Raw genomic sequence first — 13,373 nt, 5'->3', positions numbered from 1 at the left:
GATCTTCAGGCATGCCTTCAAGATTGCCAAATCTGACACATTCCACCCGATTTCATTGCGCAAAAAGTAAGCACTTGCAGGCCTTGATCGGCTAGAATTCCGCCCTTCGCCTCGCTCTCTTTTTGCCGCTGCTTGCCCATGGAATTCGCCGGTATCCGCCTGAAAAATAAGTTGTTTGTTGCGCCCATGGCGGGGGTGACAGATCGTCCATTCCGTCAGCTGTGCCGGAAACTGGGCGCAGGGCTGGCTGTGTCGGAAATGGTGACCTCGAATTCCCTGCTTTATGGCAGCACCAAAACCAAACGGCGCGCCAACCACGCGGGCGAGCCGGGACCGATCTCGGTGCAGATCGCCGGGGCCGATCCGCTGATGATGGCGCAGGCCGCCCGTCACAACGCCGAAAACGGCGCGCAGATCATCGACATCAATATGGGTTGCCCGGCCAAGAAGGTGTGCAATGTGGCTGCCGGCTCGGCCCTGATGCGCGATGAATTGCTGGTCGCCCGGATTCTCGAGAGCGTCGTTGCTGCCGTACCGGAACTACCGGTGACGCTGAAGTTTCGCACTGGCTGGGATCGCGAGCATCGCAACGCCGCCACGATTGCACGTATTGCTGAAGAATCCGGGATTCAGCTGATCGCCATTCACGGCCGTACGCGTGCCGATCTGTATATGGGCGCAGCGGAGTACGACACGATTGCCACGGTGAAATCGCAACGCGGGATTCCGGTAATCGCCAATGGCGATATTGACTCGCCGCAGAAGGCCAAATACGTGCTCGATTACACCGGCGCCGATGGCGTGATGATCGGCCGGGCCGCGCAAGGCCGGCCGTGGATTTTCCGCGAGATCGCACATTACCTGGCAACGGGCGAGTTGCTGCCGCCCCCCGAGGTTGCCGAGATTCATCGCGTGTGTCGCGAGCATCTGCTTGATCTGCACGACTTTTACGGTATCGAGGCCGGTGTACGCGTGGCGCGCAAGCACATCGCCTGGTACACAAAGGGGCTCGTTGGCTCGCACGTCTTCCGCCAGCACATGAATCTGCTGGCCAGCGCCGAAGAGCAATTCGCTGCTATCGACCAGTTTTTTGGTGAGCAGGCCGCCCAGTCATCACGCCTGCAGTACGACAACAACAATCAGTCTGAGACGGAAGCTCTTGCCGCATGAACAAAAAAAACGACATTGCCGTGTGCGTTACGCACTCGCTGGACCGTTATTTCGCCGATCTGGATGGCGAGGCGCCGGGCGATATCTATGACATGGTGATTCGTCAGGTGGAGCGTCCCCTGCTCGAATCGATCATGACCCGCGTTGGCGGCAACCAGACCGCTGCCGCCGCCATGCTCGGCATCACCCGTAATACCCTGCGTCGTAAGCTTCTGGACCACGGATTGCTGTAATCCGCCCGCCAACACAAACACCAACAAACTCCCTCACATTTCAGGTCAGATCATGAAAGTTACCCAAGCCCTTCTGAGTGTTTCCGATAAAACCGGCGTCGTCGAATTTGCCCGCCAGCTTGCTGCGCTTGGTGTCGAACTCCTGTCCACCGGCGGTACCGCCAAATCCCTGCGCGATGCAGGTCTGGATGTGACCGACGTGGGTGACTACACCGGCTTCCCCGAAATGCTCGATGGTCGCGTCAAGACCCTGCACCCGAAAGTGCACGGCGGCATCCTCGCCCGGCGTGATCTGAAGGAACATCTCGACACCATCGACGCGCACAACATCCCGCGCATCGATCTGGTGGTGGTGAATCTCTACCCCTTCCAGGCCACCGTCGCCAAAGCCGGCTGTACCCTGGCGGACGCCATCGAAAATATCGACATCGGCGGGCCGACCATGGTCCGCGCCGCCGCCAAGAACCATGGCAACGAATGTGGCGGCGTCGGCATCGTGACCGAGCCGGCGGATTACACCGCGATCCTCGAAGAGCTGAAAGCCAATGCCTGCGCCCTCAGCTACAAAACCCGTTTCGAGTTGGCGCGCAAAGCCTTCACCCACACCGCGCGTTACGATTCGATGATCGCCAACTGGCTCACTTCCGTGAATGCCGACAAGCTGGACGAAGCCGCCGCCCCCGAGCGCGCCGAATACCCGGCCAAGCTGCAACTGGCTTTCGACAAGGTGCAGGATCTGCGCTACGGCGAAAATCCGCACCAGACCGCCGCCTTCTACCGCGACTTGTCGACCCCGGCCGGCGGCATCGGTAGCTACACCCAGCTGCAGGGCAAGGAACTGTCCTACAACAACATCGCCGATTCCGATGCGGCTTGGGAATGCGTCAAGGCCTTCGACACCGCAGCCGTGGCCTGCGTTATCGTCAAGCACGCCAACCCCTGTGGCGTGGCCCTCGGAGCGACGCCTGAAGAAGCCTATCGCAAGGCTTTCTCCACCGACCCGACCTCGGCCTTCGGCGGCATCATTGCCTTCAATGCCGAAGTGGACGCTGCCACCGCGCAAGCCGTGTCCGGCCAGTTCATGGAAGTCTGTATTGCCCCGTCCTACACTGCTGAAGCCCTCGAACTGCTGGCTGCGAAGAAGAATGTACGCGTGCTGACCTGCCCGCTCGGCAAGATCAGCCAGACCGACTACAAGCGCGTTGCAGGCGGCCTGCTGGTGCAGACCTACGATGACGCCGTGCTGACTGCCACCGACATCAAGGTGGTTACCAAGCGTACGCCGACCGACAAGGAAATGTCGGATCTGCTCTTCGCCTGGCGCGTGGCCAAGTATGTGAAATCAAATGCCATCGTGTACTGCAAGGACGGCATGACCGTCGGCGTTGGCGCCGGCCAGATGAGCCGCGTCGATTCCGCCAAGATCGCCAAGATCAAGGCCGAGAACGCCGGGCTGGTTATTCATGGCTGTGTCGTGGCCTCGGATGCTTTCTTCCCCTTCCGCGATGGTCTGGATGTGCTGGCGCAAGCCGGCGCCACCGCCGTCATCCAGCCCGGTGGCTCCATGCGCGATGCTGAAGTCATTGCGGCGGCCGACGAACAGAACGTCGCCATGGTCGTCACCGGTTTCCGTCACTTCCGCCACTGAGAACGCTCTGATGTCACTCCGTTCAGTATTTCCGATCCTGTGCAGTGCCGTACTCGGCTTGCTCTCCTTCAACGCCAGCGCGGACGAGCCGGGCTGGGTCGCCCGGCAGTGGAACGCCGCCAGCGCCGAGGTAAGCACCATTTCCGAGCAGGGGAGGTGGGATTTTTATGAACCCGTGTATGCCTGGCATCTGCCCTTTTCCTACAATTCCGGCCAGCGTGAGAAGTACAACAACACCGCATGGCCGGCCTTTGGCGTAGGGAAGGGCTACTACGATGTGAAGGGTAATCGCAGCGGCCTGTACGCGATGGAGTTCATTGATTCCAACGACAAATGGTCTGCGATGGCGGGTTATGGCTACAGCTGGCAATACGGCAAGCGCGAGGGCTTCAATTACGGCCTTGGCTATACCCTTGGCTTGATGACACGCGAAGACTATTTTGGGCGCTTTCCTTTCCCGGTCATCCTGCCAACACTGGCTGCGGGCTACGATAATGTAAAGATTGAAGCCGCTTACGTACCCGGGTTCAAGAAGGGCACCGGCAACATCTTGTTTTTCTGGCTCAAGTACGAACTGAAGTAAAGGTCACCCAGCATGAAAATTCTCGTTATTGGCTCCGGTGGTCGCGAACACGCACTTGCCTGGAAGCTGGCGCAGTCGCCTCGTCTGCAAAAAGTCTATGTTGCGCCGGGAAATGCCGGTACGGCGCTGGAGCCTGCACTGGAAAACGTGCCGGCCAACAACATTGCCGAATGGATTGCCTTCGTCAAACACGAAGGCATCGCGTTGACCGTGGTCGGCCCTGAAGGCCCCTTGGCCGCAGGCGTTGTGGATGCCTTCCGCGCTGCCGGCTTGCCGATCTTCGGGCCGAGCAAGGCCTGCGCCCAGCTCGAATCATCCAAGGATTTCGCCAAGGCCTTCATGCAGCGCCACGGCATTCCCACTGCCAAGTATCAGACCTTTGCGGATGCCGCCGCCGCGCACGCCTACGTCGATGCCGAAGGCGCGCCCATCGTCATCAAGGCTGACGGCTTGGCCGCCGGCAAGGGCGTTGTTGTCGCCATGTCACTCGAAGAGGCGCATGCCGCCGTCGACATGATGCTGCTCGACAACAAGATGGGCGACGCCGGTGCGCGCGTGGTCATCGAAGAATTCATGACCGGCGAAGAGGCCAGCTTCATCGTCATGTGCGATGGCCGCCACGCTTTGGCCATGGCCACCAGTCAGGATCACAAACGCCTGCTCGACGCCGATCAGGGCCCGAATACCGGCGGCATGGGCGCCTACTCGCCCGCACCGGTGGTTACGCCCGCCGTGCATGCGCGCGCCATGCGCGAAGTGATCAAGCCGGTGCTCGACGGCATGAACGCCGAAGGCACGCCTTATACCGGCTTCCTGTATGCCGGCCTGATGATCGACGCAGCCGGTCATCCGCGCGTGGTCGAATTCAATTGCCGTTTCGGCGATCCCGAAACTCAGCCGGTGATGATGCGTCTGAAGACCGATCTGGTCGATCTGGTCGAAGCCGCCATTCACGGCAAGCTCGATACCGTCGAGGCCGATTGGGACCGGCGCGCCGCGCTCGGTGTGGTGCTGGCGGCGCACGGCTATCCCGACGAGCCGCGCAAGGGCGACATCATCAGCGGGCTGGACGTCAAGATGGAAGACGCCCATGTCTTCCATGCGGCTACCAGCATGCGCGAGGGCAAAGTCGTCAGCAATGGCGGCCGCGTGCTGTGCGTCACCGCGCTCGGCGATTCAGTCAAGGAAGCGCAGAGTCGCGCCTATGAACTGGCCAGCCAGATTCATTTTGACGGCGTGCAATACCGCCGGGATATTGGCTATCGGGCGATCAAGCGCTGAGCTGGTTTGACTGTAAAAAAAGGCGCCGTGCAGTGAACGGCGCCTTTTTTTTTGCGCCTGTTGTAGCGCAAGGCGGAGCGGGTTTCGTAGGGCGTCAATAAGCGCAGCACATTGCGCCGGATGGGGTGGTATTGCGCCGATTTTTCATACGGTGCAGTTCGTTGCGCTCAGTGCGCCCTACGGGATTATTGCGGCGTACGTGGTGGGCTTATCCATGCTTGAAGAGCCGCTCCCCACCAGCCTTTACGGGCAAGCAGGTAGAAGACGTCCGCTGCTGGCGGCTCTTCAGGTATGTGTCTTTAACTGCCGCGCCAGCGATCCATCGTGCGCCGGTCGCGCTTGGTCGGGCGGCCGTGGATGTCGGCGGAGGGCTCCACGCGCAGCTGGCGTTCCTCGATCTGCTTTTCGCGCCGGGCCAGACTGGCGTCGGTCTCGGTGTAGAGCTTGCGCGCTTCGGTCGCCGGGCCGCGCTTGTCGGATAGGGCCTGCACCAGCAGTTCCCAGTGCAGATCGCCGATGGACAGTTCGATGCGGTCGCCAATTTTCACGTCCTTGGCGGGCTTGATGCCGAGGCCGTTGAGTTGCACCTTGCCGCCGTTAACCGCATCGGTTGCCAGCGCGCGGGTCTTGTAGAAACGCGCGGCCCACAGCCATTTGTCGATGCGCACTGCGCTCAACTCAGTCCTCACACGCGGTAGGCCTCAATGATCTCAGTTTCTGCCAGTGCGGCCGCTTTCCATTCCTGCATGTGCGGGTGGGCCAGCATGGTCTGCAAGTAGTCGTTGGCGCCGTTGTCGAGTTGCACGCCATAGGTCTCGAAGCGGAAGCACACCGGCGCAAACATCATGTCGGCGATGCAGTATTCGCCGAACAGGAAACGCCCGTGCCCGCCGTATTGCGCACGGCATTGCTTCCAGATCGCCACGATGCGCGCGATGTCGGCGTCGACTTCGGGGCTGCGGCCTTTACCGGGAAGGCTCTCGCGCAAATTCATCGGCATCTGGTTGCGCAGGGCGGTGAAACCACTGTGCATTTCCGCCGAGACGCTGCGTGCCACGGCCCGCGCTGCGCCATCCAGCGGCCACAGCGGGGTGACTTCTTCGGCCAGATATTCGGCAATCGCCAGCGAGTCCCAGATCGCCAGGCCATGATCGCGCAGGCAGGGCACCTTGCCGGAGGGGCTCAATTCGGCGATGCGTGCATGGGTATCGGGCTGCCGCAGCGGGATGCGGATTTCCTCGAAGGCATGGCCGCTGGCTTTTACCGCCAGCCAGCCGCGCAGTGACCAGGAGGAATAGGATTTGTTGCCGATGATCAGTTGCATGATGGAATCGCCGTCGTGTGCCAAAAGGTTTGCAGGCATTCTGGGGGTTAAGCCTGGCAAAGACGCGGAATTATTGCACAGTCGAACAAATTGTTTTGTTACTGAACGATGTCTGCAGATCCGCACTGGGCGGGCCTGTGCAGGCTAGCTGCCTGAAGAGGCACGCCCAGTGCAGCTCTTCAGGCGAGGCTTGGTTAGGGCTCGTCCCGCGCCAGCGCCACATCCACGCCGCTGGCGGGTACTTTGCCCAGGCGCGTGGTCAGTGACACCGGGCGGCGCTCAAACAGCGTCGCGTACATCTCGGCATTGGCCATTACCTTCTTGACGTAATCGCGGGTCTCCGTGATCGGGATGGTTTCAGCATAAATCGCGCCTTCCATCGGCTTGCTGTCACGCCAGCGGCGTGGGCGGCCAGGGCCGGCGTTGTAACCGGCGGCGGCCAGCACCTGATTCTGCGAGAGCAGGTCCAGCACGTGGCGAAGATAGGCACTGCCCAACTGCACATTGGTGTCGATGCTGGTCAGCCAGCCCGCGTGGTAATCGTTCCAGCCCTGCTTCTTGGCGATCCATTTTCCGGTGGCTGGCATCACCTGCATCAGGCCTTGTGCGCCGACGCCGGAGCGGGCAATCGACAGGAAGCGGCTTTCCTGCCGCACCAGGCCGAAGACCCAGGCTAGATCCAGATTCTGGGCCTGTGCCTCGCGCGCGAAAATGTCGTAGTAGGGCGCCAGATAGCGCACGGCATAGTCATGTTCGTTGCGCGTACGATCCGCCGCATTGATGGCGCGGTCATACAGGGAGTTGCGCCGCGCGAGCTCGGCGGCGGCGAGCAGGGTCCGGTCATCTACCGTGCGCAAGGCCCAGCTCCACTCGCGCAGGGCTTCGGTGCGCAGATCCAGTCGATACAGCGCCAGCACACGGCGCGCTTCCGGGGCAGCCTGGATGCGCGCCAGTTCAGCCGCCGTGACCGGGGCTGCAGCCTTGGGCCAGCTGTATTGGCGGCCCAAGGCTTCGGTCGCCAAAATGCCGTAGAAAGTCGGCGGGCCGGCGGCACGCTGAAAGGCCAGCTGCGCATCGGCCGCACGGCCTTGTGCCTGCAGCGCACGCCCCTGCCAGTAAGTCCAGTCCGGCAATTCGCGTTGGGCGGGCGGCATGGCGTCGATGCCCGCCCGCACATTGTTCCAGTTGCCGGCGCGTAGTGCCGCGCGAACCTGCCAGGCACGCTGCTCGTCGCTCATGCTGACAGTCTGGGCCTGGGCGTACCAGGTGTTGGCTTCGGGCAGTTGTGACAGCGCCGCCATCCAAGCCAATTGACCCCAGACGTAGGCACGCTCTTCCTCGCGATAAGCCGGGCTATCCAGCCCGCGCCAGCGCGCCGCCGCTTCGCGCACATCGCTGCGCGCCAGGCGGGTGATGGCTGCCAGCACGGTTTCGCGTCCACCCCGGCCAGACGGATTGCGGGCATTGGCGGAGGCCAGGAAACGCGCCGGATTATCCAGCGCGGCATTCACGGTGGCGGGGCTGATGGCTTGTGCTTCGGGCAGCCAGCTGACGACTTCGCGCGCCGGGCCGAAGCGCTTGTTCTCGACCAGACGACGGAAGCGTTGCCAGACTTCATCGGCGCCGAAGCGGCCCGTGTTGATCAGTGTCCGCAGCGGGGCGTCGCAGGCTGCCGGCGTATCCAGCATCGACAGCCACACGCCTTCCAGCGCGCGATTGGCTTCTGCAGCGTAACTGCCTGGGGATTGGGCCGCCCAGCACTGCGCCTCCTGATCCGGCTGCACCAGCTGACGGTACTCAGCCTCGAAGGCGCTCCAGCGCTTCTCATAGCCGAGACGCTTGACCCATTCGGTGCGCAGCTTTTCAGCCAGCCAGGTGCCTGCGTTGCGTTGCAGGAAATCGTTGATCGCATCGACCGGCGCAGCTTCCGAGATGCGCGCGATGCGCCCGGACAGCGGCCAGTACTGCACATACGGTTCGAGCACATGATCCGAGGAACTTGCCGCCAACCTCGCCAGACCTTGCGCGTCGCCGCGTGTCGCAGCCTCGCGGGCCGCCATGATGCGGTCATCGCCGGCATCGGCGCCTGCCACACTGCTCAATCCCACCACCGCCAGCAAGGCCGCGCACAACTTGTACTTCATGACGTAACATTCCCAAAGTTGATCGGCACGCTGGCGTGCCGTCCTGCGCTCCCCGGCCACTTGCCGGAAGGGCTTGGGTGAGAAGGCCTGAGCCCGATCTACCCCGTATTTTCTGCGAGGCAGCATAGCACGTGACCCGCCCTGAAACCGACCGCAAAGCCTTGCGCAGCCGCCTGATTGCCGAGCGCGAAGCCCTCGCGCCCGCGCTGCGCAGCCAGCTTGCCGCCAAGCTCGCCGGGCATCTGGGTGATTTGCTGAATCGACTCAATCCTCAGACCCTCGGATTCTGCTGGCCGTTCCGCGCGGAGCCCGATTTAGTTGAATTTCTGGTCGAATGGCAGGCGCAAGACTTCGGGCGGCAACTGGCCCTGCCCGTCGTACCCGCTACGCCCGGCTCGCTGGTTTTTCACCTATGGCAGCCCGGAGAGCCGCTTGTGGCGGACCGCTTCGGCATACCCGCCCCGCAAGGCACGCCCAGTGCGGCTCTTCAGGCCGTGCTCGTTCCCGTGAATGGGTTCGACGCGCGCGGCTATCGTATCGGCTACGGCGGCGGCTTTTTCGACCGCACGCTCGCCAGCCTCAGGCCGGCACCGATCAGCATTGGCGTCGGTTACGAACTCGCCCGGCTCGATGATGCTCAGCCACAATTGCACGATCTGCCGCTGGACTGGATCGTGACTGAAGCTGGCATCGTGGTGAGCCCGGCGCGCTGATCGGGCTCTGGACCGCCCGTGCCTTCCCGCTTGTACGTAGGTCGGATTCTTACAAAAAAAGTTTCCGAATGGCAGATCGTCTGCTAGCTTTATCAGGCCAGTTTGCCAAAACGTCACAATTCAAGGCCGGTTGGCACAGCACAAAAAGAATCCTTGGCGCCAAGCCATATCGATCATTCAGGAGACAAAACGATGCGTATGACACAGCTTGCGCTGGGCCTCGCCGCCCTCGCGCTCAGCACCGCAGCCAGTGCGGCAAACCGCCCGGCCGGCTACAAAACCCTGTGTACCGAAGGCAAGACCTGTACGGTCAGCGCCGCCACCAGCGTCGCTTACGGCCGTGCCGACAAATTCACCGTCAAGACGCTTACCGGCAGCTTCATCTGCGGTGAAGTTACTTTCGGCGCCGGCAGCAAGGTTTCCGGCGGCACCAACGAATGCTCGATCCCGATCAGCAGCAGTGGCGGTTCGAGTTCTTCGTCCAGCTCCTCCAGTTCATCCAGCAGCAGCTCATCGTCAAGCAGCTCGTCCTCCAGTTCATCCAGCAGCTCGTCGAGCAGTTCCAGTTCGTCGAGCAGCTCATCCAGTTCCAGCAGCGGTGGCGCCACCGGCTCTTGCGCTCCGGGCAGCGTGATCTCCAACACCACCGTGGATTGCGGTGGCATCACCGTCGGTACGTCCTGCAACGGCGGCAGCGAATCACAGGCACCGATCTTCACGCTGAACAACGCCACCATCAAGAACGTGCGCCTCAAAGCCGGTGCCGCAGCTGACGGCATTCACTGTGCCAGCGGCAACTGCCGTCTGGAAAACGTGGTGTGGGAAGATGTCTGTGAAGACGCGGCGACCAACAAGTCCGAAGGCGGCACCCTGACCATCTCCGGCGGGTCGGCCACCAATGCCGAGGACAAGACCTTCCAGCACAACTCGAAGAACAGCACCACCGTCATCGAGAATTTCCAGACCTATGGCGCGGTCGGCAAGCTGTGGCGCTCCTGTGGTGACTGCTCGAACAACGGCGGCCCGCGTTACGTGAATATCAATAACGTGACCATCAACGGGACGATCACCAGCACCGTCGTCGGCCTGAACCGCAACTACGGCGACAAGGCCACGATCCGCAACCTCAAGGTCAAAGGCCTGACCCGCCCGACCGCCATCACCACCAAACCGCGCATCTGCGAAGAGTGGAAGGGCATCGTCAAGGGCAGCGGCTCGACCGAGAAATATGGCGAGTTCTTCAACACCGCCTATTGCGACGTCAGCCCGTCTGACGTGACGAGCTTCTGATCCACGGATCAGGCAGAGCGTAGAAACGGGAGGCTGATGCCTCCCGTTTTTTATATCCACTGAAGAGCCGCGCCTGGACTGACTCTTCCGGCAGGCATGCTGAAGAGGGCCGCTGTTGGCGGGTCTTCGGGCTGCGTGTCACTGAGGCCCTGTTCTGCCTGGGCCTTGCCCGGTCTGGCTCTTGGCAAACGCCAGCAGCTGACGATTGTCATCTGTGCCTGTAGTCATTCTGTAATAATGCCGCTCTCTTTGACCGCTCAGTCTGCGACGACCCCATGTTTGATCTGTTTTCCGGCCTCTCAGTGACCGTTGGCATCAGCCTTTTTCTGGCGCTGGCCTTTGTCTTCTGTTTTGAATTCATCAACGGTTTTCACGACACCGCCAATGCCGTCGCGACGGTGATCTACACGCGCGCCATGCCGCCGCATCTGGCCGTGATTTGCTCCGGCATCTTCAATTTCTTCGGGGTCTTGCTCGGTGGTCTGGGCGTCGCCTACGCCATCGTGCATTTGCTGCCGGTTGATCTGCTGCTGAATGTGGCCTCGGCGCAGGGCATGGTGATGGTCTTCTCCCTGCTGGCCGCCGCCATTCTGTGGAATTTCGGTACCTGGTATCTCGCCTTGCCGGCCTCCAGCTCGCACACCCTGATCGGCTCGATCCTCGGCGTGGGTCTGGCGAATGCCCTGCTCAACGAGATTCCGCTGGCCGCTGGCGTGAACTGGAAGAAGGCCATTGACGTGATGCTCTCGCTGGTTGTGTCGCCAACCGTGGGTTTTGCCTGCGCCGCGCTGCTGCTGTGGATCTTCATCCGGTTCTGGCCGACCTCGCGCATGCACAAGACGCCGACCATGCGTCAGAACATTGATGGCAAGAAACACCCGCCGTTCTGGACGCGCCTGTCTCTGGTCGGCTCGGCCATGGGCATGAGCTTCGTGCATGGCTCGAATGATGGCCAGAAGGGGATCGGCCTCGTGATGCTGGTGCTGATCGGCATCGTGCCCGGCAAGTTTGTGGTCAATCTGGATGCCACGCCGCTGGAAATCCAGCGTGCCTACGACTCGGCCACCCACCTGCAACAGATTTACGAGCGCAATGCGCCGGTGCTGAGCGAGATGCTGGCGCTGGGTAAATTGCCCAACCATACCTTACCGGCCCAGTTCAAGTGCGATCCGACGGCCAGCATTCCGGCGATTCAGGAGCTGACCACGACGCTTGAGGGCGTGACCGACTACCGCACGCTCAGCGATGAAAACCGCCGCAAGATGCGCCGCATCATGCTCTGTCTGGATGACACGGCCAAAAAAGTGTCCGCCTTGCCGGGCATTCCGGCCAAGGAGAAGAAAGACCTCAAGAAGCTGCGCGCCGACCTGACCGCAACCACCGAATACGCCCCTTACTGGGTCGTCGTCGGCATCGCTCTGGCACTTGGCCTTGGCACCATGATCGGCTGGAAGCGCGTCGTGAAAACGGTAGGCGAGAAGATCGGCCAGAAGAGCATGACCTATGGTCAGGGCGCCTGCGCCCAGGCCGTAGCCATGTGCGGGATTGGTTTGGCCACCTTCTTCGGCCTGCCGGTCTCCACCACGCATGTGCTCTCGTCCGGCGTGGCCGGTACCATGGTCGCCAACCGGAGCGGTCTGCAAGGCGGCACCGTGCGTCACATTCTGATCGCCTGGGTGCTGACCATGCCGGCTTCCATGCTGCTGTCGGCTGGCTTCTACTGGCTGGGGAGCGTGCTGGTGCGTTAAGGCTTCTGCATCCGTGTGCAGGACAAAGCGGGGCGCTATGGCGCCCCGCAGCTGTTTACGCAGCAGCAGGCTGGAGAGCCGCGCCAGGATTCGCTGTGCGGGCAGGGCTGGCGTAGAGAGCCGTCAGTGGCGGGTCTTGAGATGGAGTAGGGCGTCAATGATGCGCAGCGAATTGCGCCGCATGGTGAATCTAGCCCTCGGGCTTCGCATGCTAATCCGGGGCGAATGATCACTGGAGGTGCATTGATGCAATCTTCATCCGACACAATCTGCCTTGCTCATTGACGCCCTTGGGCCGCACCGAATCATGGGGTTCGCGCCGTACGCGATGGCGGCGCAATGTATACAGGTATAATTATGTTGGTTGTTTTTTATAATTCGTTTGGAATTTAATGGAGATTTAAATATGACGTGTGTTCGCAACAGCATCTTTGTTTTGGCTTTGTGCCTGCTGGGCGGCAATACCCAAGCCAGTGTCGTCAACGGTGATTTTTCAACAGGGGATTTGAGCGGTTGGACACTCTATACAACGTTTGATGGTCAGTTGGTACCAACTGGCCGGCCGGCCCCAACTGCAGTGATGTTCGATACAGATGGTGACGGCGTGGCGAGTTTTGCCGCTCAGTTCCGGGTCGGGCAGCAAACACCTTACAACGCTGGGCAATGGGGCGGTGGTGGCATTCTGCAATCCTTCAGCAGTGCTGCGGGGGCAATGTCAATTTCAGTTGATGTGGCCGCGTATCAGCAGCCAGAATCGACCAACAGTAGTACCGGTGGCTTGTTCTACATATTGGTGGATGGGCAGATTGTTTCTTCATGGGAGGCGCCTTCCATTACTGCAGGAGTAACTGTCCGAAATCAACTTACCTATACCGGGTCGATTTCCGACGGCGTGCACGAGTTGCGCATTCTGGCCCAACGTCCATACCTTACCGGCTATTCAACGCGTGCCACGATGACCCCGTTTCAGTATATGGATAATGTGGTACTAACCACTCCGGTGCCGGAGCCCACTAGTCTGGCTATGCTTCTGGCAGGTTTGGGATTGATCGGGACTGCGGCGGCTAAGCGTCGGACAGCCTAAGTGGCTGGGTTTTAAGTCAACGACGGCGTATCCTCTTCGTTCATTGATGCTCTACGAATGTCTGCTGTGGTCGATTTAAGCCATTCTATTTAAGCGGCAATGGTGCTGCGTAAGAAAAAAAGGCCTGCCAAACCGGCAGGCCTTTTTACTTCCGC

The 13,373-nt window shown here is 61.1% G+C and carries 12 protein-coding genes; 9 read left to right on the top strand and 3 right to left on the bottom strand.

The window, feature by feature from the left end:
* The first annotated feature begins 138 nt into the window (after nt 1-138).
* The 5 genes from dusB to purD are packed head-to-tail and all read left to right on the top strand — an operon-like array spanning nt 139 to nt 4,915.
* Complete coding sequence (dusB, locus tag ABXR19_RS16670; RefSeq protein WP_354602282.1) at nt 139-1,170, top strand: tRNA dihydrouridine synthase DusB; 1,032 nt, start codon at nt 139-141, stop codon at nt 1,168-1,170.
* Nucleotides 1,167-1,403, top strand: coding sequence for a helix-turn-helix domain-containing protein (locus ABXR19_RS16665; protein ID WP_354602281.1), 237 nt, complete (start codon nt 1,167-1,169; stop codon nt 1,401-1,403). The genes dusB and ABXR19_RS16665 overlap by 4 nt, the downstream gene beginning before the upstream one ends.
* Before the next feature lie 52 nt (nt 1,404-1,455).
* On the top strand, nt 1,456-3,051 hold the full coding sequence (gene purH, locus ABXR19_RS16660) for a bifunctional phosphoribosylaminoimidazolecarboxamide formyltransferase/IMP cyclohydrolase (RefSeq protein ID WP_354602280.1): 1,596 nt from the start codon (nt 1,456-1,458) through the stop codon (nt 3,049-3,051).
* A 10-nt stretch (nt 3,052-3,061) separates the two neighbouring features.
* Nucleotides 3,062-3,634, top strand: a complete 573-nt coding sequence (locus ABXR19_RS16655; RefSeq protein WP_354602279.1) for a hypothetical protein — start codon at nt 3,062-3,064, stop codon at nt 3,632-3,634.
* A gap of 12 nt (nt 3,635-3,646) precedes the next feature.
* Nucleotides 3,647-4,915, top strand: a complete 1,269-nt coding sequence (gene purD / locus ABXR19_RS16650) for a phosphoribosylamine--glycine ligase (protein WP_354602278.1) — start codon at nt 3,647-3,649, stop codon at nt 4,913-4,915.
* Nucleotides 4,916-5,214: 299 nt separating this feature from the next.
* Here purD and ABXR19_RS16645 read toward each other — a convergent pair whose 3' ends face one another.
* From ABXR19_RS16645 to ABXR19_RS16635, 3 genes are all read right to left on the bottom strand, one after another.
* The gene (locus ABXR19_RS16645) at nt 5,215-5,583 is read right to left on the bottom strand and encodes an RNA-binding S4 domain-containing protein (protein WP_354602277.1); all 369 of its coding nucleotides are present in this window, start codon (nt 5,581-5,583) and stop codon (nt 5,215-5,217) included.
* Between the two features lie 17 nt (nt 5,584-5,600).
* Nucleotides 5,601-6,239, bottom strand: a complete 639-nt coding sequence (locus ABXR19_RS16640; protein WP_354602276.1) for a glutathione S-transferase family protein — start codon at nt 6,237-6,239, stop codon at nt 5,601-5,603.
* Nucleotides 6,240-6,433: 194 nt separating this feature from the next.
* Entirely contained in the window at nt 6,434-8,383 is a 1,950-nt protein-coding gene (locus tag ABXR19_RS16635; RefSeq protein ID WP_354602275.1) for a lytic transglycosylase domain-containing protein, read from the bottom strand.
* 131 nt (nt 8,384-8,514) lie between these two features.
* Here ABXR19_RS16635 and ABXR19_RS16630 point away from each other — a divergent pair, with 131 nt between their 5' ends.
* From ABXR19_RS16630 to ABXR19_RS16615, 4 genes are all read left to right on the top strand, one after another.
* On the top strand, nt 8,515-9,096 hold the full coding sequence (locus ABXR19_RS16630) for a 5-formyltetrahydrofolate cyclo-ligase (protein ID WP_354602274.1): 582 nt from the start codon (nt 8,515-8,517) through the stop codon (nt 9,094-9,096).
* A 192-nt stretch (nt 9,097-9,288) separates the two neighbouring features.
* Nucleotides 9,289-10,386, top strand: a complete 1,098-nt coding sequence (locus tag ABXR19_RS16625) for a pectate lyase (protein ID WP_354602273.1) — start codon at nt 9,289-9,291, stop codon at nt 10,384-10,386.
* A 275-nt stretch (nt 10,387-10,661) separates the two neighbouring features.
* On the top strand, nt 10,662-12,134 hold the full coding sequence (locus tag ABXR19_RS16620; protein WP_354602272.1) for an inorganic phosphate transporter: 1,473 nt from the start codon (nt 10,662-10,664) through the stop codon (nt 12,132-12,134).
* Between the two features lie 406 nt (nt 12,135-12,540).
* Entirely contained in the window at nt 12,541-13,218 is a 678-nt protein-coding gene (locus ABXR19_RS16615) for a PEP-CTERM sorting domain-containing protein (RefSeq protein ID WP_354602271.1), read from the top strand.
* The last annotated feature ends 155 nt before the right edge of the window (nt 13,219-13,373 follow it).

Source organism: Uliginosibacterium flavum (genome assembly GCF_040566545.1).
In the GTDB taxonomy this organism is placed as follows: Bacteria; Pseudomonadota; Gammaproteobacteria; order Burkholderiales; family Rhodocyclaceae; genus Uliginosibacterium; species Uliginosibacterium flavum.
The sequence above is the reverse complement of the archived record's forward strand: the minus strand, read 5'-3'. Positions and strand labels throughout refer to the sequence as shown.